Source organism: Halorubrum sp. 2020YC2 (genome assembly GCF_018623055.1).
Lineage (GTDB): Archaea > Halobacteriota > Halobacteria > Halobacteriales > Haloferacaceae > Halorubrum.
In genome coordinates this window covers 346,541-373,156 of sequence record NZ_CP076019.1, presented here as the reverse complement: position 1 = coordinate 373,156, position 26,616 = coordinate 346,541, and the positions used below count along the sequence as shown (strand labels likewise).

Here is a 26,616-nt window from a genome sequence, read left to right as displayed (position 1 = left end):
AATTACTCGTCGCGGCCGCGGGCCGTTTCGGCGGCGTCGCCGTCCGTCACGACGCCGTCTTCGACCGGGACGAACTCGGGCCGCTCCTTGGCCTCGCGGAGCGCGCGCAGTCGGTCCCGGTACTCCTCCGAGCGGAACCGGTCGGAGAGCCGCGCGTTCGCCACCATCGCGAACAGGAAGGCGCCGACGAGGAGGAAGACGACCCCCATCGCCGGCGCGACGATGGTGCCGAGGTCGGCCACGGCGCTCGCGACGAGGAGGGCGGCCCCGGCGAGCACCTGAACCGCCGCGACGGCCTGTATCACGAGGTTGCCGAACTCGCCGGACCCGTTCGGGACGTCGTCCGGGTGCGGGAGCGACCAGTCGTCCGGCGGCTCGGGCACCTCGTACGAGTCCATCGCCGCGAGCGCGACGACGGGTTCGATGTCCCGGAGCACCGTCCCCTCGCCGCGGACCTCGCCGGAGGGGCGGATGATCGCGTACCCCTCGTCCGAGTAGACGAGGATGCGCTCCTCGCCGTCCTCGCGGACGCGCTCTAAGACGCCGAACACGTCGCGGGTCGCGATCCGCGACTTCAGTTCGGCGTCGACGCGGTCTAAGAGTCGGTCGCCGGTGATCCACGTGTCGGGATCGAAGGCGGCGTCCCACTCCTCCGCGCTCATCTGCGCCATGTCGGAGGGCCCGAAGTCGTCGAAGTCGTACTCCGCCTCGACGCGCTCGCGGAGGGCCTCGATGTCGGTCTCGTCGTCGGAAGCGCCCTCGCCGTCAGTCACCCCCGACCCGTCGCCGTCGGTCTCCGGATCCGGGTCTCTCGGCCCGTCGGACGCCGGATCGGCCGGCTCCTCCGGCGGCGACTCCGACTCCGACCGCGTCGAGGTGTCCTCCATCATCTCGGCGGTACGTGCTCCTGACGCTAACTGTTTTCGTCCGCGCCCGGCGACCGAGAAGGGGAACCGGACGGATCGAGACCGCGTCGCCGGACGCGGATCGCGGGGCTTTACGCGTCCGAGCACGTACCGGCCGCATGGTCGACGAGTCGGTCATCGCGGCGCTCGCCGGGGTGTCCGTGACGACGAGTCTCCCGTTCCTCCTGTACGGCGCCTGGATCATGATCGACGCCGAGACGGTGTCGTGGAACGTGCTGATGCGGCACCTCCGGTACATCGTCGCGGGGCTGGTGCTCACGACGGTCCCCATCGTCGGGTGGATGATCCCGCGCGTCCTCGACCAGCTGACGGGGATGGCGATCCTCCACGCCTTCTTCGGGGTCCAGGCGTACGCCCTCTTGGCGTTCGCGCTCACCGGGATCGTCCGGATCTTCCAGGCGAAGCGCAACGCCGACGCGTACGAGGACCCGGACGTCGACATCGACGAGATCCACGAGGACATGAGCCACTGGCGCAAGCGGCTCCGCGCCGGCGTCGCCGGCTTCATGGTGCTGTGGCTGTGCGCGTGGGTGACCGGTCTCTACCGCCTCTTTACGCTCCACTTCGGCTCGCTGTTCTGACCCGACGCGGCGCCCCGCGCGTGACCGTCCTCGGGGGCTTCCTCGCGACCGACAGCTTCAATCCGGGTTTGTCCCTAACTGGGGTATCGTGGCAGTCACCTTCGATCTCTTCGGGACCCTCGTCGACGTCGAGTACCCGTCCGACCCGGCGGAAGCGGTCGCGCGCGAACTGGAGTCCCGCGACGTGGCGGTCCCCGACGACTGGCACGTCGCGTACGGGGAACGACACGTCGAGGCACCCGCCGGCGCGGAGGTCCCCCTCCCGGCGCACGTCTCGCGCGCGCTCGACTCCCGCGGCGTCGACGCGGACCAGAACGTCGCCAGACACGCCGTGATCGCGGCGTTCGACCCCGACGTCACCCGGCGCGACGGCGCGCTGGAGGCGGTCCGCGGCGCGGGCGAGCGCGGGGCGGTCGGGCTGCTCTCGAACTGCGCCGTCCCCGAACTCGTCCCGCGGACCCTGATCCGCGCGGGGCTCCGCGGCGAGTTCGACGCGGTCACGACGAGCGTCGGCTGCGGCTGGCGCAAGCCGCACCCCTCCGCGTTCGAGGCCGCGGCGGAGGCGCTCGACACGTCCACGCCGGCGCTCGTCCACGTCGGGGACGACCCGGAGACTGACGGCGGGATCGTCGCCGCGGGCGGGCGCTTCGTCGACGTGACGGAGACGCCGCTGTCCGAGGTCGTCTCGGAGCTAGAGGCTGAGCCGTAGACGCGGTCGACGGGCGGCCGGCGCGGTGGTAGAGCGGCGGAAGCGACGACCGCGGCGGAACGGCGGTAGCGCGAGCGCGACGCGGTCAGTCGAAGCCGCGCTCCGCCAGCCGCGCGCGCCACGCCCCCTCGACCCGCCCCTCCCCGACCAGCTTCTCGACGTGGGCGGCGACCGTCGCCCGCGCGAGGTCCCGCACCCCGGAGAGGTCCTTCTCGTAGGCGCCGTCGACGACCGCGTCGAGGTCGGCCGCGCCGCCGTCGATCGCGGCGATCACGCCGCGCTCGCGGGCGAGCCGGTGTTCGATCAGCCGGTCGCACGTCGCCGCCGGGTCGTCAATCGCGGGGCCGTGCCCGGGGAGGAATCGGTCGTAGCCGGCGTCGCGGACGCGTTCGAGGCTCGCGAGGTACGCGGTCAGGTCCCCCTCCGGCGCGGCGACCGCGACGCTCCCCGCCGCGACGGCGAGGTCGCCGCAGCACAGCGCGGCCCGCGTCGGCTCGGCCCCCGGAGTTCCGGCCGCGAACGCGACGTGGTCGGGCGCGTGCCCCGGGGTGTCGACGACGCGGACCGCGGTGTCACCGACCGTCTCGCCCGGCGCGACCGTCTCGTCGGGGTCGATCCCGGCCGCCGCGGCGAAGCGGTCGGCGTGGCCCTCGCGGGCGACGACGGTCGCGTCGGTCAGGGCGGCGTAGTCCGCGACCGCACCGACGTGGTCCGGGTGGGCGTGGGTGACCGCGATCGCCTCGACCGCGGGAGCCGCCGCGTCGGCCGACCCCCGCTCCGCGATCGCGGCGTCGAGCGCGTCGGTCCGGGCCGCCGGGTCGACGAGGAGGCCGTCGAGGAGGTACGCGTTCGTGGTCCCGTCGGGGGCGCGGGTGTCGACGGGGACCTCGACCCGGGTGACCGCGGGGTCCGCGTCGTCGCCGCGCGGGGAGTCACCCGGCGGCGGGTCGGCGCCCGACACCGTTCAGTCCCCGCGTCCGAGCGACGAGCGCGCGGCCGGTCCGGGCCCCGAACCGGCCCGGTCGCGGCCGGGGATCGGCACGTCGGTGTCGCCCGCGACCGCGTACGCCGCGAGGTCGGCCACGCCGGCGTCGACCCCGTCGACCGACTCGTACGGGCGGCCGACCACGACGTCGCCGGCCCTGCTCCGGTTGATCCCGGGGATCGCGGTCAGCTCGTCCATCGAGGCCGCGTTGACGTCGAGCGGGTACGGGACGCCCGTCACGGAGCGGTAGCCGTGGTCGGTGATCGCCACGTCGATGGTCGTGCCGAGTTCGCGCTCGCCCGGGACCGCGACGAGGAGCGCGTAGGTGCCCAGCTGGCGCCCGAACGTCTTGCCGTCCTGGTGGTATTCGAGGTGGAGGTCGGGCAGCACGGTCCCGGGCGGGACCACGCGGTCGAGCATCGGGTTGTCGATGGTCTCGCGCACCTCGCGCTTGTACGCCTGGAACTGGTCTTTGTGCTCCTGAGCGACGTCCGCCCCCGTCTCGGCCATCTCCGTGCCGGCGAACGCCATCACCTGCCGGATGTTGATCCGGCGGAGCATCAGCCCCTCGTCGTAGACGGTCTGGAGGAACTCCTTGTTGTGCTCGTACGTCTCCGGACGCTCGCCCGTCAGCCCGTGGACGAGGTTGATCCCGGGGAGCAGCTTCGGCAGCCGCGGCGAGGCGTCCGGGCCGGTGGAGGGACCGGTGACGCGGGTCGCGTCGCCGGGGGTCGTCTCGGGACCGTCGCCCGGGCGCCAGCCGCCCTCCTCGTTGACGACGCGGACGGCCTCTAAGCACTCCTCGGCGGTGACGAGCAGGTTGTTCTCCTCCTGAACCACGGGGTCGGCGGATTCGAGGCCGAACGCCGCCGTGTCGCCCGGCGTGTTGTGCTCCGCGATGACGCGGATCGCCTCGCGGGAGGCCTCGGGGTAGTCCGTGATCGTCACGGGGTTCATGTTGTCGAGGTGGAGCGTCCGGAGGTCGGGCGCGACCTCGCGGATCCCGCCGTACAGCTCCCGGAGCGCGTCGGGATTCGGCGCCTCGCCGTCGCCGCCGAACGCGAGGATGTCGGCCTGCCGGCCGAGCCGGAAGTGTCTGACCCCCCGATTCGAGAGCGCGTCGACCTCGCCCACGACGGAGTCGGGAGTCCGGAACGCCGGGTCGCCGTACAGCGGCTCCGTACAGAACGAGCAGCGGTACGCGCAGCCGCGGGAGGTCTCCATCTCGCAGATGAGGTAGTCGGGGTGGTTCGGGTGCTGCTCGACGACGAACGCCCCCCGCCGCGCCCAGCGGTCGACCTCCTCGTTCGTCCGCATCCGGTTGCCGTACCCCTCTAACCCCTCGCGGACGAGGTCGTGGGCCGCGGCCTCGACGTCGCCCATCGCGACGAAGTCGTAGTCGAGGTCGTCCCGCTGCGTCTCCTGTGCGCCCGCGTTCTCCTCCCCGACCCCGAAGCGAACCGGGCCGCCGAGCAGCGTCACGCCGTCGGCGGTCCAGCCCAGTTCGCGCACCTCGTCCGGCTCCGCGGGGGTTCCGCCGACGTACTTCCCGGGCACCGTCATCCCGCCGACGTACACCATGAGGTCGGCGTCCGCGACGTCGGCGTGCTTGCTCCGGTCGTCGCGGAGTTCGTCGATCGTGTGGTAGGTTATCTGCGACTCCGGGACGCCCGCGTCGACGAGCGCGCCCGCCGTGTACCGCGGGTACGTCGAGAGGTACGGCGGGACGCCGAAGTGGGCCGGCTCGTCGACGTACCCGTCGACGATCGTGACGGAGAGGTCGTTCGGGTCGGCCGGGAGCGATCCCCGGGCCGACGCGGGCGAATCGGTCATGTTACCCTCCGTAGTCGGCCGAGAGGGGAAAAGCGTGCGGAACGTCGGGAACTCCGGCCGATCGCTTATATCGGATGGCTCGAAAACGCGATTCGTGCCCTCCAACAGGCCTATCGGCCGGCAGCGGCTCGGACAGTACCTCGCGATCGGCCTCGTCTGCGCCTCCGGCGCGGCGCAGTTCTACGGCGCCGACCCGCGCCCGTGGGGAGCCGCGGCCGCGTGGGCGGTCGTCACCGCTTTACTCGTCGGACCGCTCGCGTGGCTGGCGCGGGACCGGCTCCCGCCGGACCGGTACGAGACGCTCGCGTACGCCGCCGCGGGTGCCGCGATCCTCGTCGCGATCGTCTGGCTCGGCGTCTCGCTCGCGTTCGCGCCGCGCCTGTTCCCGTACGGCCCGGGGTTCGCCGCCGGCATCGCGTTCGGGACCCTCGTCGTCCTGTTCGCGGAGCGAACGGTCGTTCCGGAACGCATGCGGGGTTCGGGGTTCTGACCGCCGCGCGTTCGCGCCCCCGGGTCGCCGCCGCCACGCCGTTTAAGCCCTCGCCGGCACTACGACCGGACATGCCATCGACGATGGAGGTCAAGTGCGTCAGCGACGACTGCGAGCTGGACATGTTCGAGAACCACTACACGTACGATGTGCCCGAGGACCACGCGGTCGGGGACCTCTCCTGTCCGTACTGCGGCGGGAGCGACCTCGTCGAAATCGAGGTGTGAGACGTGGGCGGACTCGTCGAAACCGGTCGGTCAGCGCTCCGGAGCGCCCTCGAACGCGTCGGCCGCGGGTGGGGTCGCGTCCAGGAGCGCCGCCCGCTCTCCACCGACCTCCTCGAGAGCGACGACGCCTACCTCGTCGTCTTCGACGCCCCCGGCGTCCGGGGCGAAGACGTCGACGTCACCTTCCTCGATCACACCGTCGAGGTGAACTTAGAGCGCTTCCGCGACTTCTACGACGGCTACGACCTCGTGTTCCCGGGCCGCGGCGTCTCGCTGTCCGGGAGCGTCGACCTCCCCCGAGACGCCGACGTGACGCCCGAGGGCGCGAACGCGACGCTCACGCGCAACGGCACGCTCCGCGTCGAGATCCCCAAACGCGAGGGGTCCGGCGACGTCGACGTGGTCGAGGAGGACGACTGACAGCCCTTTTATCCTTTAGGTCCCGTCCGCCCGGTTCGACAGCGACATCCCCTCCGCGATCTCGAACTCCTCGTCGCCGTCGAACCGCGCCGGGTCGAACGCCCCGATCCACGGCGAGTCCGGCGCGTCGAAGTCGACGCCCGCGAGCGACGCGAGCACGCCCTCCGCGACCGTCTCGCCCATCGCCGGTGCGCGCATGAACCCGTGGCCCTGCCAGCCGGCGGCGACGAACAGCGCGGGGTCGCCCGCCACCGGGTCCCCCGCCGCCGAGTCCACCGGTCCGACGACCGGGTCGCCGTCGGGCGTCGCGGTACAGAGCCCGGCCCACGACCGCGAGACGTCGGACTGGGGGTCGAACCGCTCCGCGGAATCACCGCTGGCGAGGCGCTCGTCGAGGACGGCGGAAACGCCCTCGCGGAACCAGTCGTCCGCCTCGCGTCGGTAGTCGTCGGGGTCGGCGGGGACCGGCTCCGTGCCGTCGCCCGCGAGCAGGCCGTCCGGATGCGGGCGGAGGTACGCGTCCGCGGTCGCGTCGTAGGCCATCGGGCCGGTGTACTCCGCCCGAGCGACGAGCGCCTGAACGCGGTAGGGGACGACCGGGACCGTGACGCCCGCGTCCGCGAGCAGCGACCGGGTGTGCGCGCCGGCGGCGACGACGACGGCGTCGAAATCGCGCGTCTCGACGGCTGATTCTCCCGTCTCTCCGGCGTCACGAACCCGGATCTCTCGGCCCGCGTCGGTTCGCGGGCCGAGCGCGACCGCGGTTCCCGTCTCGACCGCGACGCCCTCGCGGGCGGCCCGCTCGCCCAGCGCGCGGACGTAGCTCGCGGGGTCGGTCCAGCCGGCCCCCTCGGCCACCGCCGCGACCGCGAGGTCGTCGGTCCGGAGGGCGGGGAAGCGCCGGCCGAGCGCGTCGGGGTCGACGACGGACACCTCGCGGCCGTGGTCGCGCATGCGCTCGACCATCGCCGGGACGGCGTCGGCGTCGGGGTCCCCCTCGCGGACCGCGATGACGTACGGGCAGGAGGTAAACGAGAACCCGGGCAGCGTCCGGTCGAACGCGCGGAAGCGCTCCAGCGCGCGGGCGCCGACCGCGGTGTCGACGTCCTCGGCGTAGGCGTCGTAGAGGACCCCCGCCGCGAGTCCGGAGCTCTCGGCCGCCAGTTCGCCGCGCTCGTAGAGCGTCACGTCGGCGCCGCGGGCCGCGAGGTCGGCGGCCGTCGTGACGCCGACCGCGCCGCCGCCGACGACCGCGACCGACGGCGCGGGCTCGACTTCCTCGGTCATGGGTCGGGACACGCGAGCGACGAGCAAAAGCCACCGGGACGACGACGTTTGTATATAAACAGATGCGGTGGCGCGTGCCGATGAGCGCCGCAACGCGGCGCGAATCGCACGCGCGAGGGAGTCGCTGGCGGCTAGTGCCGCCAGCGACGAGGCTGGGGAGGCGTGAGGTTCGGTTGCGGTGCTGTGCGGGGCGGGACTCAAAGGGGCAGTCGCGAGGGCGAAGGCGCGCGACGCAAGGACCGCAGACCACGAACGAAGTGAGTGGTCGAGGACCGCAGCGAGCGCACCGAGCCCTCGCGGCTGGGGCTTTGGAGGTGTCCTCCGTCGATCCAGTATCGATTGTTTATAAGCGAACGAATTGAGCTACGGAATCTCAGCCTACGTTCGACGGGTGACACGCGTGTCCCCGCCCACGTTATAGGGGTCGAAGCCCAACTGTCGGATATGAACCAGCTCGTGAACGGCGAGTGGCGGACGGACACCTACGAGGCGACCGACGAGGAGGGGGCCTTCCAGCGCGGCGAGACCACCTTCCGGAACTGGATCGCGGGCAGCGACGTGCCCGACCACGTCGACGCGGAACCGGACGAGCGCTTCCAGCCGGAGGCCGGCCGGTATCACCTGTACGTCTCGTACGCCTGCCCGTGGGCGCACCGGACGCTGCTCGCGCGGTCGCTGCTCGGCCTCGAAGACACGATCAGCGTCTCGGTCGTCGACCCGTGGCGCGGCGAGGGCGGCTGGCAGTTCAGCCCGGAGAAGGACGGCTGTACGCCCGACCACCTCCACGACAACGACTACCTCCGAGAGCTATACGTCGAGGCCGACCCCGACGCCACCTGTCGGGTAACCGTCCCCGTGCTCTGGGACAAAGAGGAGGAGACCATCGTCAACAACGAGTCCCGGGAGATCCTCCGCACCCTCTCGACCGCGTTCGCGGACCTCGGAAACAACGTTTCGCTGCTGCCCGACGAGAGCGACGACGCGACCGTCGCGGAGGTCGACGAGGTGATCACCGACATCTACGAGCCGATCAACAACGGCGTCTACCGCGCCGGATTCGCCACCTCGCAGAGCGCCTACGACGAGGCGATAGACGACCTCTTCGACGCGCTCGACCGCTACGACGAACACCTCGCGGATCAGCGCTACCTCGTCGGTGACTCGCTCACCGAGGCGGACATCTGTATGTTCACCACCCTGATCCGCTTCGATCAGGTGTACCACACCCACTTCATGTGCAACCGGAAGTTCATCCACCAGTACGAGAACCTCTGGCCGTACCTGCGCGACCTCTACCAGACCGAGGGCGTCGCAGAGACCGTGAACATGGCACACATCAAGGAGCACTACTACACCACGCACCCGGACGTGACACCCTCGGGAATCGTCGCGCGCGGGCCCGACCTCGACTTCGAGGCCGCCCACGGCCGCGACCGGCTCGCGGGGGCGCCGCCGACGCCGACCGCCGACGACTGAGCGGCGACCGGTTTCGGGCGATGTGACTTTTAGATAGTACTTCGCGGTGGCGTCGCCGGCGGCAGAGCAGCCGGCTGTAAGAAGTGCGTCGCGCCTCCCTGCGTGCCGACGAGCAGCCGCGAGGCTGCGAGTCGCCCGCGCGAGGGAGGCGGCGGTCCAGCGCGGCTCCGCCCGCGCCGGGCCGCCCGCCGAGGCTGGAGAGGCGTGAGGTGTCGTGCGGGGCGGGGCGGTACGGACGATCGAATGCGAGTCGGACCGCTCTGGCAAAAACGGACCGCAAAGACGAGAAAGCAGAGAGGCGAACGACGGACCGCGAGGTCCGTCTACCCTTCCATCCCGCCGAACGAGAGGCCGTCCTCGACGGAACGCTGCGCCGCGAAGTAGACGATCGCGACCGGCAGCGCGAACAGGTTCGCGAACGCCGCGAAGCGCGTCCACGGCGTCGAGAACCGCCCCTCGGTCGCGATGTTGTACAGCTCCACCGAGAGCGGGTAGTTCTCGGGGCGCAACAGCGTCTGCGCGATGATGAACTCGTTCCAGCCGGCGAGCCAGACGAAGATGAGGACGACGGCGAGCCCCGGTTTCGTCAGCGGGAGGATCACTTCCCGGATCGTGTCGAGGAAGCTCGCGCCGTCGACCATCGCCGCCTCCTCGTAGGAGACGGGGATGTTGTCCATGTACGTCTTCAGCAGCCACGTGTTGAACGGGATCGCCCCCCCGGCGTAGAACAGCCCGAGCACGAACAGGTTGTTCGTGAGCCCGTAGCTGCTGAAAAGCGAGTACAGCGCCACGAGCGTCGCGATCGACAGCCCGGCACCGATCTGCGTGAAGAGGACGTAGCCGTAGAGGATCCGCTTGCGGCCGACGAACTTCCGGCGCGAGAACGCGTACGCCGCCGGGACGATCATCCCGAACCCGGCCGCGAGCGTCACGCTGACGATGTAGAGGCTGTTGAACAGCGCGCCGGGACCGGTCTCGGTGCCGGCCCACCGGAAGCTCACAAGCCCGCCGCTCCCGCCGAGGACGAGCTGGGGATACCCCCAGTCGCCGTCGACGAAGAAGAAGTCGGACTCGAAGACCACCCACCGGTACGCGCCGAGGTTGTACGTCGACGGGTCCGGGAAGATGCCGCTGGTGGTGAACAGCCGCGTCCCCTCCGCCAGCGACGCGGCGAAGATCCAGAACAGCGGGAACAGAAGCACCAACACCATCGCGAATCCGAACAGCGTCATCAGGACGCTCTTCGAGACGTCCCACAGGGTGCGCTTGCCCGTGCGGAGATCGTAGGTCGCCCGCTGGACGGTGACGACGAACCGCTTCGGCGCGGTCGCGAACGCGACCAGCTTGGCGGCGACGAGCGCCGCGAACGAGCGGAGCAGGCTCATTCCTCACCCACCCCCTCTGCGAGGCCGCCGTAGCGCACGGCGACGAGCATGAAGAGTCCGACGAAGGCGATGGCGACGATGAGGATCGCCGCGGAGAGCCCGAACTCGTTGAAGCTGATCGCTTCGCGGTAGCCGTACACGATTATCAGCTCGTTCTGTCTGGCCGGTCCGCCCTGGTTGAACACCCACGGGATCAGGAACTGCTGGAACGACGTCGCGGCCGTGAGGATGGAGGCGAAAAGCACCGGCCCTTTGATCGCCGGGAGGGTGACCGTCCGGAACCGCTGGAGCCACCCGGCGCCGTCGACCATCGCCGCCTCGTGGAGCGACCGGGGAACGTCCTGTAAGGCGCTCACGATGATGATCACCATGAACGGGTACGCGAGCCACACCTCCGTGGTGACGTACGCGAAGAACGCCTCCCAGCGACCGCTGAGGAAGCCGATCGGCACGTCGAACAGCAGGGCCTGCGGCGCCGACAGCGACGACATGACGTCGTTGTAGCGGCCGAGCAGCGTGTTGAACACGCCGAACCGGGCGTCGCTGAACATCCCGCGCCAGACCGTGATCGTGAAGATGCCGGGGAACCCCAGCGGGACGATCACCGCGGCGCGCATGTAGCGTTTGCCGACGACCCGCGCGTGGTTCAAGAGGAGCGCGATGCCGACGGCGACGAACACCTTGACCACGAGCGAGACGGCGACGAACAGCCACGTCGTCGACATCGACGTCCAGAACTGCGAGTCTCCGAGCAGCTGGACGTAGTTCTCGAGTCCGATCAGCTCGGCGCCGCCGCCGATCACCGATCCGGCGAAGGTCGCGTCGGTCAGGGAGATGTAAAACAGGTAGACGATCGGGTACAGCATGAAACTCGAGAAGAGGACCACGCCGGGGATGACGAGCAGCAGCCCCCAGTCGCGGCCGGTGAACGGCAGCGCTGACCGGAGCCTCGAGAGCCCGTCTCTGCCGGCGTCGAGTTGTGAAGAGGCCATGGTGGCTGGTGGGGACGGCGCTTACTGGTTCTCCCGGATCTCCGATGCGGCCTGATCGAGGGCCGGGCCGCTCTCCTGATCGCCGTTGAAGATGCGGGTCAGCGCCTCGGTCAGCGGCGTCCAGACGGCGTTCATGTTCGGGTGAGTCGGGATGGGGACGCCGTGGTCGACCTGCTGGGCGAACGCCTGAACGTCGGCGGAGAGGTCGCCGTCCTCCACGACGGAGGAGAGGACGGGGATGTACCCCTGCTCCTCGGCGTTGGTCTCGACGATGTCCTCGTTCGTGGTGTACCACTCCGCGAGCCCCGTCGCGGCGTCGACGTTCGACTGGTCGGCGTCAGACAGCATCGCGCTGAAGTAGAACGTCTGGATCCCCGAGTACGTCCGAGGGTTGTTGCCGTCGACGGTCGGCAGCGTCGTGACGCCGAGGTTCTCGATCTCGCCCTGAAGGTTCGCGATCTCCCACGGGCCGTTGATCGCGAAGGGTGCGGCGCCGTCGGCGAACGCGACGATCTGCGACTCGTAGCCGGGGTCGGCCGGCACGTAGTCGAACAGCCGTTCGAGCGCGTCCATCCCCTGCTTACACGCGTCGCTGTCGATGGCGGTCTCGAGGCTCTCCGTGTCGAAGATGTCGCCGCCGTACGCCTGGATGAACCCGCTGGCGAAGTAGGGGTCCGTCACGGGGTACGAGAGGCCGTACTCGCCGTTCTCGGGGTTGTGATACTCGTCCATCACCGAGAGCATCTCCTCGAACGTCTCGGGCGGCTCGTCGACCATGTCCTCGTTGTAGAACAGCGTGACCGTCTCCGAGGCGAACGGGAGCCCGTGGAGCGCGCCGTCGAACTGGACCGCCTCCTGGGCGGTCTCGGTGAACACGTCGAGCGAGGCGTCGACGTCGTCGCTCGCGTCGTAGAGGAACGGCGGCTCCTCGCGGACCGCGAACCGGCCGATCCAGTCGTGCGCCCAGATCCACGAGTCGGGACCCTCTCCCGACGGGATGGCGGTCTCGAGCTGCTGGTCGAGCTCGCCGCCCGGCTCGTTCTTCTCGATCGTGTTGGAGCTCTCGGACTCGTACTCGTCGATGTACGAGGACATGGCCTCGTCCTCGCCGTCGGAGAGGTCGGTCCACAGCGTCGCGGTTCCACCGCTTTCGCCGTCGCCGCCGTCGGAACCGTCGGAACCGTCGGAACCGTCGGAACCGTCGGAACCGTCGGAACCGTCGGAACCGTCGCCGCCGGTGCTGATACAGCCCGCGAGCCCCGCGAGCGCAGTCGATCCCCCCATCGCCTTGAGCAGCGTTCTACGTTTCTCGTTCATGTGGCTAGAACAAGTGAAGAACTATATTTTCACATATTTAGTGTTTGGGGTACATCTTGATCGATCCGGATGGATACGAAACGACCCTAAAGGACTCCAACCGGTCGAGCCGTCCGACGCCCGACTCGGGTCGCTACCGGCGCAGCCGGATATTTGAGAAGAGATAGTTCACCATATATCAGGAAAACAGCAAAGAACTCATATGCCACCGGGCTCGTCTTCAGGGAAATGGCACGCGTCACGCTCGATACGCTCCGGAAGGAGTTCGACAGGGGGACCATCGTCGCCGTCGACGACCTGGATCTGGAGATCGACGACGGGGAGTTCGTGACCGTGGTCGGGCCGTCGGGGTGCGGGAAGACGACCACCCTCCGGATGGTGGCGGGGCTCGAAGAGCCGACCTCCGGGACCGTCAGCTTCGACGACGAGGACGTCACCGACATCCACGCGAAGGAGCGCCCGGTCGCGATGGTGTTCCAGAACTACGCGTTGTACCCGCACAAGACGGTCCGGCAGAACATGGCGTTCGGGCTCAAGATGAGCACCGAGATGACGACGGAGGAGCGCCACGAGCGCGTCCGCGAGATGGCGGAGATGATGGGCATCGAGGACCTCCTCGACGACAAGCCCGACGAGCTCTCCGGCGGCCAGAAGCAGCGCGTCGCGCTCGGGCGGGCCATCGCGCGGGAGCCGGAGGTGTTCCTCTTCGACGAGCCGCTCTCGAACCTCGACGCGAAGCTCCGCACGGAGATGCGCGCGGAGATCCAGAAGCTGCAAAAAGAGTTCGGCGTCACCGCGATGTACGTCACCCACGATCAGGAGGAGGCGATGACGATGGGCGACCGCCTCGCCATCCTGAACGACGGGGAGCTCCAGCAGGTCGGGGAGCCGACCGAGGTGTACCAGAACCCCGTCAACGAGTTCGTCGCCGGCTTCATCGGCTCGCCGTCGATGAACTTCCTCGACGTCGACGTCGAGACCGACGGGACGACGGCGACGATCCGCGACGAGTCGTCGGGGCTCGCGCTCTCGCTCAGCCGCGAGTACGTCGGCGGGCACGACCTCGAAAGCGGCCCGTACACACTCGGGATCCGGCCCGAGAACATCGAGATCGTCGAGGAGCCGACCGGCGAGGAGACGCTGACCGCGACCGTCGAGGTCGTCGAGCCGATCGGCTCCGACAACTACGTCCACCTCGGCGTGAACGACGACTTCCTCGCGCGGGCGCCCGCGAACATCAAGCCCGAGGCCGGCGACGAGGTCGGCGTCGTCTTCGCGGAGGAAGACCTCCACCTGTTCGACGCCGAGACGGGCGAGGACGTGTTCCTCACCGACGAGGAGATCGCGGCCGCGGTCGCGTAATCGGGGTCGGATCTCGGAGACAGCCCCGACGTGTGAACCGATCGTTCGTACTTTCTCACCGGTCGAAGATAGACTTCCATTGCGGGCGTCAATCGACCTGTGACTGCTGCCACCGCGGTGAACACCGCCAAAGCCCTAGCCGCGAGGACTCGCGCGGCTTGCTGTGCTCCTCGCTCGTTCGCTCCGCTCACTCGATGCGGTGCTTCCGTCGCCGTGCTTCGTCCTCGCGACTGCCCCTTTGAGTCCCACCCCGCACCGCAACCGCAGCCTCACACCTCCCCAACCTCGCCGCTCACGCCCTCCGGGCGTTCGCGGCGTCCCTCGCGCGTGCTCCTCGCGCCCGCTGGGCGCTCGGAGGCACGCGCCACCGCAGTTTTGTTTATAAATGGCACATTAGCTGGGCTTCAGTCCCTCTCACGTCGCCGCGGGCGACAACGGCTTGAAGTGCGCGCTCGTCAGACGGAGCGTACGAATGGAGCCGCCAGACATCGAGCGGTTGGACGAGCGGACCGTCCAGCGGATCGCGGCCGGCGAGGTCGTCGAGCGTCCCGCGAGCGTCGTGAAGGAGTTGGTCGAGAACAGCCTCGACGCGGGCGCGAGCCGCGTGGCGGTGTCGGTCGAGTCGGGTGGCACCGAGGGGATCCGCGTCCGCGACGACGGCGTCGGCATCCCCGCGGACCAGTTGGAGGCGGCCGTCGCGGAACACGCCACCTCGAAGATCGGCGACATCGAGGACCTCGACCGCGGCGTCGGAACCCTCGGCTTCCGCGGCGAGGCGCTGTACACCGTCGGCGCCGTCTCCCGACTGACGGTGCGGTCACGGCCCCCGGACGCCGAGGCCGGCGCGGAGATCACCGTCGAGGGCGGCGACGTGCGCGAGGTCCGCCCGGCGGGCTGCCCGGCGGGGACGACCGTCGAGGTCGACGACCTCTTCTTCAACACCCCCGCCCGCGAGAAGTTCCTCAAGCGGACCGCCACCGAGTTCGACCACGTCAACACGGTCGTGACCGGCTACGCGCTCGCGAACCCGGACGTGGCTGTCTCCCTGGAACACGACGGTCGCGAGACGTTCGCCACCGAGGGCAACGGCGACCTCCGGTCCGCCGTCCTCGCCGTCTACGGCCGCGAGGTGGCCGAGTCGATGATCGACGTCGACTGGGCGCCCGACGACGGGGCGAGCGCCGACGAACCGGCGGCCGACGCCGGCGACACCGACGCCGCCGACGACACCCCCGTCCAGCGGGTCACGGGCCTGATATCGCACCCCGAGACCGCCCGGTCGACCCGCGACTACCTCTCGACGTACGTCAACGGGCGGTACGTCACCGCGAGCGCGCTCCACGAGGCGACCCTCGACGCCTACGGCGGCCAGCTGGCGCCCGACCGCTACCCGTTCGCCGTCCTCTTCGTCGAGGTCCCGGCCGGCGACGTCGACGTGAACGTCCACCCGCGCAAGCTGGAGGTCCGCTTCGACGAGGAGCCGGCGGTCCGGGCGGCCGTGGAGGCGGCCGTCGAGGACGCCCTGCTCGATCACGGCCTGATCCGGTCGACGGCGCCCCGCGGCCAGTCGGCGCCCGACGAGACCCCCGTCAACCCGGAGGCGCCCGACGACGCGGCGGTCGGCGGCGCGGACACGGACCACGAGCGCGCCGCGCGCGAGGGGGACGACCGCGGGACGACCGCCCGGCCGACCGGGTCGTCGGACCCCGACCGAGCGCCCGACGGAAGGCCCGAAAACGGCGCGGCCTCGGCGGAGACCGAGGACCCGGCGAGTCCGACCGAACTGGACCCCGACGACGACGCGGCGTGGGCGGTCGAGGGGCTCGGCGGCGGCGCGGGCGGCGAGGCGACCGACGCCGACTCGGCGGACGCGACCGCGTCGGTCGGAGACCTCTCGATCGGCGCCGAATCGGGCCGGGAGGAGGCGCCCGCTGACACGGAGGCGCCGGCGGACCGCGGGAGGCCGACCGCGGACGAAACGCGGCCCGCCGGCGACGCGACGGGAGTCACCGACGATGCGACGGTCGAGGACGAGGGGCGAGCGGCCCGGTCGGAGGCGGCGGACTCGACGCGCCGAGCGCGCCCCGCGACGCGACAGCGGACCCTCGACGGGGAGGCGACGGAGAGCGAACGCGAGTTCGACTCCCTGCCCTCGCTGCGGGTACTCGGCCAACTTCACGAGACGTACGTCGTCGCGGAGGCGCCGGACGGCCTCGTGTTGATCGACCAGCACGCCGCCGACGAGCGCGTGAACTACGAGCGGCTGAAGGCCGTCTTCGCGGACGGCGCGGACGCGCAGGCGCTCGCGAAGCCCGTCCGCATCGAGCTGACCGCGCGCGAGGCGGCGCTGTTCGAGGAGTTCGTCGACGACCTAGCCGAGGTCGGGTTCCGCGCCGAGCGCGCTGGCGACCGCGAGGTCGCGGTGACGGCGGTCCCGGCCGTCTTCGACGCCGCGCTCGACCCCGACCTCCTGCGGGACGCCCTGTCCGCGCTCGTCGACGACGCCGCGGCGGGCGACGAGCCGGTGGCGGACGCCGTCGACGAACTGCTCGCGGACCTCGCGTGTTACCCTTCCGTCACGGGGAACACCTCGCTCACGGAGGGGCGCGTCGTCGACCTCCTCGACCGGCTCGACGCCTGCGAGAACCCCTACGCCTGCCCGCACGGGCGCCCGGTCGTGATCCGACTGGACCGCGAGGAGATCGGGTCGCGCTTCGAGCGCGACTACCCGGGACACGGCGGGCGGCGGACCGAGTAGCGGAGCCGCGACGGCTTCGGTCGCCCGTGCGGCGGTCGGGACGCACGTCCGAACTCGGAGTATCACGATTGATAGCGTCGGGGCGCCGTTTAACACGGTGGTCCACCTGACGTATCGTATGCTGGTAGAAGCGGTGAAAAACAGCTACGGGGCGAAGTTAGGGGCCGGATACGTCGCGACGGGGGCGTTCATCGTCGCCGTCGGCGTGGTCACTGACGACGCGAACGCGACGGTCGTCGCGGCCGTCGCCGGACTTCTAACCTTGGGATCCATCAACGCGGCCGAGACGATCGCCAGCGTCAGCGAGATCGGAGCGCAGACGCGGCGCGTCGCCAACGGCGACATCGACCGGGAGGTCCGGTCGACTCGAACCGACGAGTTCGGCCAGCTGGCGGGGTCGATCGAGGAGATGCGCCTCTCGCTGAAGGACCGGCTGGCGGAGATGGAACGGACCCAAGAGGAACTGGAGGACGCGCGAACGGAGGCGACCGAGATGGCCGACCGGTACCGACGGACCGCCGACCGCTACGCCGAGGTGATGGAGGAGGCGGCGACCGGGGACCTCACGCGTCGACGTCGACGAGACCGACGAGAGCCTCGCGACCGTCGGGAAGTCGTTCAACCGGATGATGGACGACCTTCAGGGGACCGTCGAGACGGTACGCGAGATGGCCGACCGGATCGAGGCCGACGCGGGCGAGATGGCCGAGATGAGCAACGAGGTCGAGCAGCGCGTCGCCAGCGCGACCGGAAGCGCGACGACGATCCGCGGGCAGGCGAGCGACCAGCGCGCGGAGCTCGAGTCCATCGCGGCCGACATCGAGACCGTCAGCGCGTCCGCCGAGGAGATCGCGGCCACCGTCGACGACGTGTCGGAGCGGAGCGAGACGGTCGCGGCGACGAGCGACGACGCCCGGAGCTCCTCCGAGAGCGCGCTGAACGAGATGGCCGAGGTCGAGTCCGAGGCGGAACGGGCCGTCGACCGGGTCGAACAGCTTCAGGAGGGGATGGACGAGATCACGGAGATCGTCGACATCATCGGTGAGATCGCGGAGCAGACGAACATGCTCGCGCTGAACGCCTCCATCGAGGCGGCCCGCGCGGACGGCTCCGGCGACGGGTTCAGCGTCGTCGCGGAGGAGGTGAAGGGGCTCGCCGAGGAGACGCAGTCGCGCGCGAACGAGATCGCCAAGATGATAGACGACATCGCCGACAAGACCGAGGAGGTGACGGTGTCGATCCGGTCGACGCAGGAGCGCGTCCAGACCGGGACCGACACCGTCGAATCGACGCTGTCCGACATCGAGGCGATCGCCGACTCCGTCGACGAGATCAGCCGCTCGCTCGGGGAGATCCGTCGGACGACGGCCGACCAGGCCGACACGGTACAGGACACCGCCGGCTCCGTCGACGAGATCACGGAGCTCAGCACGGAGACCGCCGAGACGGCGGAGCAGACGGCGACGGAGATACAGGAGGGGCAGTCGGTCGTCGAGGACGTGTCCGACTCGCTGCGCGAGTTCCAGACCGACGCCGTGACGACGCTTCAGGACCGGGTCGCCGCGTTCACCGTCGAGGAGGGCGACTCCGTCTCGAACGGGCCTAGCCCCGAGGCCGGGACCGGCCGTCCGCAGGCGACGACCGACGGGGGTGCGCGATGACCGACCCCATCACCGTCGCCTACTGGATGGCCGCGGTCGCCTTCCTCGGCGGGGTCGGGATCACCGCGGCGCTGTACGCGAAGCTGGAGGGATCGAGGGCGCGCGTCCGACTGGCCGCGCTGGCGGTCATTCCCGGCTTCGCTGGCCTCAGTTACGTCGGGATGGCCCTCGGAATCGGGACCGTCACGATCAACGGGTCCGAACTCGTCGGCCTTCGGTACGTCGACTGGATCGTCACCACGCCGCTGCTGGTCGGCTTCATCGGCTACGCCGCCGGCGCGTCGCGTCGCGCCATCGGCGGCGTGATGGTCGCGGACGCGCTGATGATCGCGTTCGGCGCCGGCGCGGTCGTGAGCGGTGGGACGCTCAAGTGGGTGCTGTTCGGCGTCTCCTCGCTGTTCCACGTCTCGCTTTTCGCGTACCTGTACGTGATCTTCCCGCGGGGAATCCCCGACGACCCGATGCAGAAGGGGCTGTTCAGCCTGCTGAAGAACCACGTCGGGCTGCTGTGGCTCGCGTACCCGTTCGTCTGGCTGATGGGCCCGGCGGGAATCGGATTCACCGGCGCCGTGGGCGCGGCGCTGACGTACGCCTTCCTCGACGTGTTGGCGAAGGTGCCGTACGTCTACTTCTTCTACGCCCGGCGGCAGGCGTTCACGGACGTGACGGACTCGCGGGCGGCAGATAAAAACGACGGAGACGCGTTCCGCGACGAGACACCCGCCGCGGCCGACTGAGCCGACGAATCCCTTCGCAGCGACCGGCGGAGGGACTCGTCGGGGACGGCGAGAGGTATTCGATGGGCACCGGCAGAGAGGTACGTTTTAGGCGACCGCGGTGGACCGACGCGTATGGAACGCGTAGCGATCGTCGGCGCGTCGATGACTCGGTTCGGGCAGCGCGACGCCTGGGTGCGGGAGCTGCTGGCGGAGGCGGGCGCGGCCGCGCTCGACGACGCCGGCGTCGACGGCGACGACCTCGATCACCTGTACGTCTCGAACATGGCCAGCGGCGAGTTCGAGGGCCAGACCGGCGTCCCGAACGCGCTCGCCCACGACTTGGCGGCCCAGCCGGCCTACACCGCCCGGATCGACCAGACCTCGTCGTCGGGCGGCGCGGGCGTGTACGCCGCGTGGCAGTCGGTCGCCTCCGGCGCGAGCGACCTCACCATGCTCGTCGGCGGCGAGAAGATGACCCACCGGACCACGTCGGAGGCGACCGACGTGATCGCGTCGCTCACGCACCCGGTCGAGTACAAACACGGCGTGACGCTCCCCTCGTTCGCGGGGCTCACGGCGCGCCTCTACCTCGACGAGTACGACGCGCCCCGCGAGAGCCTCGGGAAGGTCGCGGTGAAGAACCACGAGAACGGCGTTGACAACCCCCACGCGCAGTTCCGGAAGGAGGTCGACCTCGACACCGTCCTCGACTCTCCGATCGTTGCCGACCCCCTCCGGCTGTACGACTTCTGTCCGATCACGGACGGCTCCGCCGCGCTCGTGTTCTGCCCGGAGTCCGTGGCCGAGGAGTACGCGCCCGACGGTAACTACGCCGTGATATCGGGTATCGGCGGCGCGACCGACACCCACGTCGTCCACGAGCGCGCGGACCCGACGACGATGGGCGGCGTCGTCGACTCCTCCGATATCGCCTACGAGATGGCCGGCATCGGCCCGGACGACGTCGACGTGGCGGAGCTCCACGACATGTTCACCATCCTCGAGTTCCTCCAGAGCGAGGACCTCGGCTTCTTCGAGAAGGGCGAGGGGTGGAAGGCGGTCGAGGAGGGCGTCACCGACCGCGACGGCGACCTCCCGATCAACACCTCCGGGGGGCTCAAGTCGAAGGGCCACCCGTTGGGGGCAAGCGGCGTCGCGCAGGTGTACGAGATATTCAAGCAGGTCACCGGCGACGCCGGGCCGCGACAGGTGGAGGCCGACACGGGCCTCGCCTGTAACGTCGGCGGGTTCGGGAACTGCGTGACCACGACGATTCTGGAGGGAAGCCAATGAGCGACAACGATAGCGGCGAGACGGAACAGGGCGGCGAACCGACCTTCGAGGCGGCGGAGTACGTCGACGAGACGGTCTCGTATCCCCCGCACACGGTGGGACCGAGCGGGGCCGAACGCGTCGGGACCGTCGACCTCCGCGAGCGCGAGGGCCGCGTCGTCACGTGGACGACCTCGACCGCAACGCCGCCCGGTGTCCGCGAGCCGAACACGCTCGCTATCGTCGAGTTCGACATGGGCGAGGGGTACGACGGGCCGCCGGTCCGCGCGCTCGGGCAGGTAGCCGAGCGAGACGGCGCGGACGACGAGCAGTACGGCGTCGGCATCGGTGACCGCGTCGAACCGGTCTACGCCGACGAACTGCGCGAGCCGGGCGCCGGCATCCGCGAGCCGGAGAGTCAGGACTGGGACGGGTTCCGGTTCCGGCCGGTCGAGGAGTAGGTCGAAGAGTAGTCGGACTCGTTTTTCCCGCGGTTCACACCCGCCGGTAGTTCCCGAGCCGCGTCCCGTCGAGCAGGTACGCGTCCGCGGCCGGCAGCGCGGCGGGGAGGTACGGCGCGAGGAACGACTGCCCCTCGACGTTCACCCACGTCCCGCCGGAGCGCTCGTTGAACGCGGGGAAGACGACGAGTTCGGGCGGGTCGCCCGGAAGGTCGCTCTCCGTCCCCGTCTCGGTGAACGCCGCGGGGTCGAGTTCGCCGCGGAGCCACGCGCGCTCGACACGGGAGCCGCCGACCGCGTCCTCCAGCCGCACCTGCGGATGTTCGTGGCCGGTACAGACCACGTCGGCGTCGAGCAGCGCGGGGTCGGGCCAGGTGTGGCCGTGACAGACCGCGACGCCGCCGCGGCGCTCGTCGGCGGCGGACGGTCCGCCGCCGAGGAACCCGCGCTCGGGACCGACGACGTCGAGGTCGTTCGCGAACGTCTCCGCGACGCCCGCGTCGTGGTTCCCCTCGACGAGCGTCATCGAGGCGCGGTCGGTGACGGCAGAGATTAGCGCCTCCAGCTCCTCGCGCTCGTCGCCGTCGGGCGCCCCGATCCGGTGCGCGAGGTCGCCGAGGACGACGAGCCGGTCGGCGTCCGTCTCCGCGAGGAGGTCACAGAGGCGCTCGCGTCGCGCGTCGGCGCGGGAGTCGAGTTCGACCCCGCGCTCGTAGCGCAAGCCGACCTCGATGCCGGCGTGGACGTCCGCCACGAGCAGCGCACGCTCCCGGTCGAGGTCGGCCACGGCCGCCGGCTCGCCGACGACCGGCTCGACCCGCGCCATCAGATCGGCTTGAGCAGCCCGTCGCCCGGCTCGTAACACTGCCCGCTCATCAGCGCGTCCTGAATGGCGTCCTCGACCGCGCCCGCCTCGACGCCGCGCTCGTCCGCCACGCGCTCGACGACCGCCTCGCGGGGCGCCCCGTCGCCGTCGTCGAGGTCGCCCATCGCCGCGACCGCCGCGGCCTCGAGGTCGACGTCCTCGGCGTCGTCGCCGTCGGAGCCGGCGTCCGCCGCCGCATCGTCGTCAGCGGTCGCGGAGTCGGCCGTCGCTCCCTCGTCGCTCTCGGGAGCGGGAGCGGGAGCGGCGTCGACCGGTGCGGAGTCGTCGTCCGCCGCCGCGGGGTCGTCGATCGGCTCCTCGGCCAGCTCTTCCGGGTCGGGCACGTCGATGTCGGCCTCGCCCGGCTCGTCGACCTCGGTCCCGGTCGCGAAGTCCGTGCCGAACTCGGACTCGATTTCCTCGCGCTCCTCGTCGTCGAGCTGGTACATGTCGTCGGCGTCCGCGTCGGGGTCCGCGGTCGCGCTCGCGTCGTCGTCCACGGTCGCTCCGTCGTCCGCGCCGGCGTCGAACCCACCGACATCGCCCTCGCTACCGCCGGCGTCGAACCCACCGACATCGCCCTCGCTACCGCCGGCGTCGAACTCACCGAGTCCGCCGTCGTCGGTCGCGGTACCGTCGTCGGTCGTCTCGGTCGCGCCGTCGTCGGTCGTCTCGGTCGCGCCGCCGGCGGCCGTCTCGGTGTCACCGGCCGGGTCGGTCTCAGCGGCCGACGTCGATCCCGCCTCGGACGCTTCCTCTGTCTCGGGGTCTGCGGGTTCTTCGGTCGCCGTCCCGGTCGATTCGTCGAGAACCGGGTCGGTCTCGGCGGTCGTAGAGGCAGTCTCGGCGTCGGCGGTCGATCCGGCGTCAGCAGTCGACCCCGTCTCGATGGCCGATTCCGACTCCGCGGTCGGTTCGGCGTCGCTCTCGGCGGCGGTCGGCTCCGGTTCGGAGCCGGCGTCCTCGTCAGCGACCGCTTCGCCGTCGGCCGTCGCCGCGGCCGGTTCCTCGATCGTCACGTCGGTCTCCGGGAGCGGCCCGATCGCGGTCGCGTCCCCCTCGTCGGGGGAGCGGTCGAGGGCGCGCACCTCGTCGCGGTCGCCCGCGATCATCCCGAGGGCGTCGACCGCGAGCCGGCGGACCGCCTCGACGTACGCCGCGGTGGTCCCGTAGTGGTCGAGCGCCTTCGGGATCCCGGCCGCGAGGGGGGCCGGCGCGCCGCCCGCCTCCAGCCCGGCACGGAGGTCGTCGCCGCGCAGGTCGGCGTCGAGCGCCTTCGCGAACACCGCGAGCCGGTCGAGCGTCGCCTCGGCCGCGGAGACGACCCACCGGTCGCGGGTGTCGGCGTCGACCTCGTTGAGGCTCTCCGGGCGCACGGAGGTGAACACGCGGTCGGAGTCCTCCGGCTCGAAGGTGCGCGCCTTCCCCGTGAGCGCGACGAACGCCGGCGGCTCGGCGCGCTCGAGGAAGGTCTGCGCCTCCGGCTGGTACTGGCCTGCGTAGGTGACGAACGCGCCCGAGGGGTCGACGACGCGGCCGCGACGCGTCTCGTCGTTGACGCGCTCGACCTCGGTGAGCACGCCCGCGGTGAACAGGCGGTTCACCCGCGCGCCGGTCGGGGTGACGACGTAGTTCGGGGCGCGCTCCTCGTCGCTCTCGGAGTAGGAGAGGGAGGCGTCCTCGAACTCGGCGGCGAACACCCGGTAGGCGACCTCGCGGGCGCCCGGCCCGTCGTCGCTCATTCGCCCACCTCCGCGAGCGTGGCGCGAGCGTGGTCGGCCGGGTCGTCGTCCGCCAACTCGAACTCGTCCGCGTCGAGGGTGGCGCCGTAGTCGTCCACCGAGAGGTTCCCGCGGACGCGGTAGGCGCGCCCCACCAGCGAGTCGGCAATGGCGTCGGCCACGACCGCCTTGTCCATCGCGTCCTTCGCGGCGTCGAGGGCGTCGTCGAGGCCGCCGCCGTACACCTCCGCGGTGAGTTCGTCGTCCAAGACGACGGTGACCGTCTCGGTGCCGTCGTCGAGGATGGCCTTCACGCGCAGGTCGTCCTCGCCGTCGACGTCGCCGTGGCTCCGGCACTGGCCGTTCTGGACGACGCGGCCGCACTCCGGACAGCGCTCGATGAGGCCGGACCCGTCCCGGACTTCGAGGACGTTCCCGACGACCTCGACGTCGAACATCCCGCCGGAGCCGACCGCGTCCGCGACCGAGAGGCGCGGGGCGTCCTCCGCGACCTCGACGGGGTCGGGCAGCGGCGTCACCGTCGAGAACTCGGTGAGGTTGATCGAGGGGACGCCGCGGAACTCCCGGACGTACACGTCCTCGATCCGGAGGTCGGCGCCGACCTCGATCTCCGAGCGGGGCTGCCAGTCGGTGAATGGGAGCTTCGCGGTCTCGTCGCCCACGACGCCCTCCAGTATCTCCGTCTCGCCGTCGCGTCCGGAGATGGTCTTCTCGTCGACCTCCAGCACCCGGACCTCCACGTTGCGCCCGCGGTCGCCCGCGGCGATGTCGACGAGGCTGCGGTCGCCGCCCACCTCGCGGTCCACCTCGACCGCCTCGTCCGCGATGGCGACGGTGGTCGAGTCGTTGAGGTTCAGCTCCGGCGCCCCCTCCCACTCGCGGACGCCGGCGTTGCCGATCGTCAGCGAGTCGCCCGGCTCGAAGCCGAAGTCCTGCCAGGCGGTGTAAGAGATGGCGCCGGTCTCGTCCGCGATTTCGCCCTCGCGGATCGTGAGGTCGTCGCCCTGATAGCGGATCGTGCGCGTCCCCTGCGTGAGCACGCGGACCGTCACCGTCACGCCGTCGTGGTCGGTGGTTATCTCGCCCACGTCGACCGCGTCGGGCGTCGGCGTCGAGCCGCCGCCAGCGCCGCCGTGTTTCCGGCGCACGCTCTGTTTCGCCTCGTCGATGGGCACGCTGTACTCCAGTAGGTTCTGTAGGTCGGCTTTGACCTCCTCTTTGTCGACGCCGAGGTCGGAGGCGAGCTCCTCGGCATGGCTGTTGACGTCCATCGAAGCGAGGTTCGGCGCCGCCGCACAAAAGGATTCACCACCGCTGCGAGCCGGTGCGTTGCGGGGTCGGCGCCTCGCGACCGGTCCCTCCCGCGCCCCGGCGGATCCCCGCGACCGGTCTCTCCCGCGCCCCGGCGGATCCCCGCGACCGGTCTCTACCACCGGCCGATCCGGCCGGGGCGTCGGTACACCTCGCCGGCACAGCTAAACCGCTCCCGGTCACAGGGGGTCACATGGACGACACCGACATCGAGATCGACTCGCGGATCACGGCGGACCGCACGGTCATCGACGTGAGCGGGACGAGGGACATGGCCGTCGTCGTGCGGTCGGAGAGCGGTGAGCGGATCTACCTCCCGCCGGAGGGGTTCGACGACCCGGTCGGCGGGTCGCCGTACACCTCGCCGTATCAGGGCGCCGGCGCGGGCGGCGAGGAGAGCCCGTACGGCGGGGGAAGCGGCAGCACGCGCGGCGTGATAGAGACCGCCGACGGCTTCCGGGTGACGCACCCGGAGCCGGTGACCGAGTTCGACGTGTACCGCGGCGAAGGGGACTGAGATCGGCGGGGAGGCTGAGCTCGGCGGAGAGAGTTGAGCGCGTCGCGTTCGGGGAGGGACGCTACGGGGAGGGCTAGGCGACGTCTTCGTACACGGCGAGCGTGTCCTCGACCACCCCGGACCACTCGCGGCGCTCGTACGCCGGCGGCTCCTCCCGGTCGAGCGCCTCGATCACCCCCTCGACGATCGATTCCGAGTCCGTCTCGACCTCGACGAGGCAGTCGTCGGGGAGCACCTCCGCGACGCCGGAGCGGGTCGCGACGACCTGCGTCCCCGCCTCCAGCGCCTCGGTGATGGTGATCCCGAACGGCTCCGCGTACGAGGGCGAGACGAACGCGTCCGAGGCGGCGTAGTAGTCGCCAAGTTCTCCCTCGGGGACGTAGCCGACGAACTCGACGCGGTCCTCGATGCCGAGCAGCTCGACGAAGCGCTTCAGCTGCTCGGTCTGGTGGCCCGACCCGCCGACGACGAGGGTCGCGTCGCGGCCGCGGAGCTTCTTGATCGCGTACAGGAGGTGGGATATCCCCTTCTGGTCGGTGTGGCGGCCGACGAAGAACAGCATCTCGCCGTCGATGCCGAGGTCCGCCCGCACGTCCTTCCCGGAGAACTTCGGCGTCGAGAAGCCGTTGTACACGACCCGCGAGTCTGCGTCGTACAGCTCGCGGATGTCCTCGCGGACGAGTTCGCTGACCGCGATGTTCGTGTCGGCCGCGTTCGCGAGCCGGCGCTCGGTCTCGACCTCGCGGCTCGGCGGGTCGATGTTGCGGTCGCTCGCCAGCGAGTGGAACGACGATATCCAGGTGGCGTCCGACTCGCGGGCGGCGGCGCGGCCGGGACCGTACCCGAACCAGTCGTGCGTGTGGATCACATCGTGGTCGGGCGCGAGCGCGGCGAAGCGGTCCGAGAGTTGGCCCACGCGCGCGGCCACGTCTCCCTCGCCGGTCTCGACGGGTTCGATCCCCGGCTCGTCGTCGGGGGCGAACTCCGCGGGCAACACCAGCGTGACGTCGACGCCGAGGTCGTCGCGCAGCCCGGTGAACAGTTCTCCGACGTGGACGTCGAGTCCGCCGGTGATGTTCGGCGGGAACCCCCATCCCAGCATGAGTACGCTCGGCGGCATACCCCCTCGTTTCGGGAGTCGGCACTTAGGTATGCCCCTCGCCGCGACGACCGCGCGGCGAGGGGGCGGCCGGTTCGAGGGGAGGTAGCCGCTCGGGATGGGAATCGACGGCGACTGCTCGCGAAGAAAGGACGGCGACTGCTCGGGAAGGAGGGACGATGACCGCTTGCGAAGAAAGGACGGCAGCCGCTCGGGGCGAA

General features: G+C 70.7%; 24 protein-coding genes and 1 pseudogene. 14 read left to right on the top strand and 11 right to left on the bottom strand.

The window, feature by feature from the left end; genetic code table 11:
- Window positions 1-2: 2 nt before the first annotated feature.
- The gene (locus KI388_RS01855; RefSeq protein WP_215088713.1) at window positions 3-887 is read right to left on the bottom strand and encodes a hypothetical protein; all 885 of its coding nucleotides are present in this window, start codon (window positions 885-887) and stop codon (window positions 3-5) included.
- Window positions 888-1,024: 137 nt separating this feature from the next.
- Here KI388_RS01855 and KI388_RS01850 point away from each other — a divergent pair, with 137 nt between their 5' ends.
- Window positions 1,025-1,507, top strand: a complete 483-nt coding sequence (locus KI388_RS01850) for a hypothetical protein (protein WP_215087712.1) — start codon at window positions 1,025-1,027, stop codon at window positions 1,505-1,507.
- 88 nt (window positions 1,508-1,595) lie between these two features.
- Window positions 1,596-2,216 (top strand): HAD family hydrolase, encoded by a 621-nt coding sequence (locus KI388_RS01845; RefSeq protein WP_215087711.1) that lies wholly within the window; start codon window positions 1,596-1,598, stop codon window positions 2,214-2,216.
- 85 nt (window positions 2,217-2,301) lie between these two features.
- Here the strand turns inward: KI388_RS01845 and KI388_RS01840 are convergent, their stop codons facing one another.
- Both KI388_RS01840 and KI388_RS01835 read right to left on the bottom strand, forming a co-directional pair.
- Entirely contained in the window at window positions 2,302-3,177 is an 876-nt protein-coding gene (locus KI388_RS01840) for an MBL fold metallo-hydrolase (RefSeq protein ID WP_215087710.1), read from the bottom strand.
- Between the two features lie 3 nt (window positions 3,178-3,180).
- Entirely contained in the window at window positions 3,181-5,034 is a 1,854-nt protein-coding gene (locus KI388_RS01835) for a radical SAM protein (RefSeq protein WP_215087709.1), read from the bottom strand.
- Between the two features lie 94 nt (window positions 5,035-5,128).
- Here KI388_RS01835 and KI388_RS01830 point away from each other — a divergent pair, with 94 nt between their 5' ends.
- The 3 genes from KI388_RS01830 to KI388_RS01820 all read left to right on the top strand — a co-directional run bounded on the left by KI388_RS01830 (window position 5,129) and on the right by KI388_RS01820 (window position 6,171).
- Window positions 5,129-5,524 carry a hypothetical protein gene (locus KI388_RS01830; protein ID WP_215087708.1) on the top strand — a complete coding sequence of 132 codons (396 nt, stop codon included), beginning with the start codon at window positions 5,129-5,131 and terminating at the stop codon, window positions 5,522-5,524.
- A gap of 71 nt (window positions 5,525-5,595) precedes the next feature.
- Window positions 5,596-5,751 (top strand): hypothetical protein, encoded by a 156-nt coding sequence (locus tag KI388_RS01825; RefSeq protein WP_215087707.1) that lies wholly within the window; start codon window positions 5,596-5,598, stop codon window positions 5,749-5,751.
- Between the two features lie 3 nt (window positions 5,752-5,754).
- The gene (locus KI388_RS01820) at window positions 5,755-6,171 is read left to right on the top strand and encodes an Hsp20/alpha crystallin family protein (protein WP_215087706.1); all 417 of its coding nucleotides are present in this window, start codon (window positions 5,755-5,757) and stop codon (window positions 6,169-6,171) included.
- A gap of 15 nt (window positions 6,172-6,186) precedes the next feature.
- Here KI388_RS01820 and KI388_RS01815 read toward each other — a convergent pair whose 3' ends face one another.
- On the bottom strand, window positions 6,187-7,458 hold the full coding sequence (locus tag KI388_RS01815) for an FAD-dependent oxidoreductase (protein WP_215087705.1): 1,272 nt from the start codon (window positions 7,456-7,458) through the stop codon (window positions 6,187-6,189).
- A gap of 444 nt (window positions 7,459-7,902) precedes the next feature.
- Between KI388_RS01815 and KI388_RS01810 the strand changes: the two genes are divergently transcribed.
- Window positions 7,903-8,934 carry a glutathione S-transferase family protein gene (locus KI388_RS01810; protein ID WP_215087704.1) on the top strand — a complete coding sequence of 344 codons (1,032 nt, stop codon included), beginning with the start codon at window positions 7,903-7,905 and terminating at the stop codon, window positions 8,932-8,934.
- Window positions 8,935-9,257: 323 nt separating this feature from the next.
- On the opposite strand, the gene KI388_RS01805 is transcribed toward KI388_RS01810, so the two are convergent.
- Genes KI388_RS01805 through KI388_RS01795 form a run of 3 tightly spaced genes read right to left on the bottom strand, consistent with a single transcriptional unit; the run spans window position 9,258 to window position 12,628 of the window.
- Entirely contained in the window at window positions 9,258-10,319 is a 1,062-nt protein-coding gene (locus KI388_RS01805) for an ABC transporter permease subunit (RefSeq protein WP_215087703.1), read from the bottom strand.
- Window positions 10,316-11,311 carry a sugar ABC transporter permease gene (locus KI388_RS01800; RefSeq protein WP_215087702.1) on the bottom strand — a complete coding sequence of 332 codons (996 nt, stop codon included), beginning with the start codon at window positions 11,309-11,311 and terminating at the stop codon, window positions 10,316-10,318. The genes KI388_RS01805 and KI388_RS01800 overlap by 4 nt, the downstream gene beginning before the upstream one ends.
- A gap of 21 nt (window positions 11,312-11,332) precedes the next feature.
- Complete coding sequence (locus tag KI388_RS01795; RefSeq protein ID WP_215087701.1) at window positions 11,333-12,628, bottom strand: extracellular solute-binding protein; 1,296 nt, start codon at window positions 12,626-12,628, stop codon at window positions 11,333-11,335.
- A 228-nt stretch (window positions 12,629-12,856) separates the two neighbouring features.
- Between KI388_RS01795 and KI388_RS01790 the strand changes: the two genes are divergently transcribed.
- The 7 genes and pseudogenes from KI388_RS01790 to KI388_RS01765 all read left to right on the top strand — a co-directional run bounded on the left by KI388_RS01790 (window position 12,857) and on the right by KI388_RS01765 (window position 20,861).
- Complete coding sequence (locus tag KI388_RS01790) at window positions 12,857-13,990, top strand: ABC transporter ATP-binding protein (protein WP_215087700.1); 1,134 nt, start codon at window positions 12,857-12,859, stop codon at window positions 13,988-13,990.
- 472 nt (window positions 13,991-14,462) lie between these two features.
- Window positions 14,463-16,748 carry a DNA mismatch repair endonuclease MutL gene (gene mutL / locus KI388_RS01785; protein WP_215087699.1) on the top strand — a complete coding sequence of 762 codons (2,286 nt, stop codon included), beginning with the start codon at window positions 14,463-14,465 and terminating at the stop codon, window positions 16,746-16,748.
- Window positions 16,749-16,866: 118 nt separating this feature from the next.
- Window positions 16,867-17,115: pseudogene (locus KI388_RS15175) on the top strand (chemotaxis protein); the annotation flags it as partial.
- A gap of 262 nt (window positions 17,116-17,377) precedes the next feature.
- Window positions 17,378-18,409: a methyl-accepting chemotaxis protein gene (locus KI388_RS01780; protein ID WP_251133182.1), complete on the top strand. Its 1,032-nt coding sequence runs from the start codon at window positions 17,378-17,380 to the stop codon at window positions 18,407-18,409.
- 26 nt (window positions 18,410-18,435) lie between these two features.
- Window positions 18,436-19,146 (top strand): bacteriorhodopsin, encoded by a 711-nt coding sequence (locus tag KI388_RS01775; protein ID WP_251133271.1) that lies wholly within the window; start codon window positions 18,436-18,438, stop codon window positions 19,144-19,146.
- Window positions 19,147-19,260: 114 nt separating this feature from the next.
- Window positions 19,261-20,421, top strand: coding sequence for a thiolase family protein (locus KI388_RS01770; protein ID WP_215087697.1), 1,161 nt, complete (start codon window positions 19,261-19,263; stop codon window positions 20,419-20,421).
- Window positions 20,418-20,861: an OB-fold domain-containing protein gene (locus KI388_RS01765; RefSeq protein WP_215087696.1), complete on the top strand. Its 444-nt coding sequence runs from the start codon at window positions 20,418-20,420 to the stop codon at window positions 20,859-20,861. The genes KI388_RS01770 and KI388_RS01765 overlap by 4 nt, the downstream gene beginning before the upstream one ends.
- A 34-nt stretch (window positions 20,862-20,895) precedes the next feature.
- On the opposite strand, the gene KI388_RS01760 is transcribed toward KI388_RS01765, so the two are convergent.
- The 3 genes from KI388_RS01760 to KI388_RS01750 are packed head-to-tail and all read right to left on the bottom strand — an operon-like array spanning window position 20,896 to window position 24,739.
- On the bottom strand, window positions 20,896-21,687 hold the full coding sequence (locus tag KI388_RS01760) for a metallophosphoesterase (protein ID WP_215087695.1): 792 nt from the start codon (window positions 21,685-21,687) through the stop codon (window positions 20,896-20,898).
- Window positions 21,687-23,468 (bottom strand): hypothetical protein, encoded by a 1,782-nt coding sequence (locus KI388_RS01755; RefSeq protein ID WP_215087694.1) that lies wholly within the window; start codon window positions 23,466-23,468, stop codon window positions 21,687-21,689. Before KI388_RS01755 ends, KI388_RS01760 begins: the two co-directional genes overlap by 1 nt.
- Window positions 23,465-24,739: a Single-stranded DNA binding protein gene (locus KI388_RS01750; protein WP_215087693.1), complete on the bottom strand. Its 1,275-nt coding sequence runs from the start codon at window positions 24,737-24,739 to the stop codon at window positions 23,465-23,467. Before KI388_RS01750 ends, KI388_RS01755 begins: the two co-directional genes overlap by 4 nt.
- A gap of 233 nt (window positions 24,740-24,972) precedes the next feature.
- On the opposite strand from KI388_RS01750, the gene KI388_RS01745 reads away from it, so the two are divergent.
- Complete coding sequence (locus tag KI388_RS01745) at window positions 24,973-25,296, top strand: hypothetical protein (RefSeq protein WP_215087692.1); 324 nt, start codon at window positions 24,973-24,975, stop codon at window positions 25,294-25,296.
- Between the two features lie 73 nt (window positions 25,297-25,369).
- Here KI388_RS01745 and KI388_RS01740 read toward each other — a convergent pair whose 3' ends face one another.
- Window positions 25,370-26,398 carry a glycosyltransferase family 4 protein gene (locus KI388_RS01740; protein WP_215088712.1) on the bottom strand — a complete coding sequence of 343 codons (1,029 nt, stop codon included), beginning with the start codon at window positions 26,396-26,398 and terminating at the stop codon, window positions 25,370-25,372.
- Window positions 26,399-26,616: the final 218 nt, after the last annotated feature.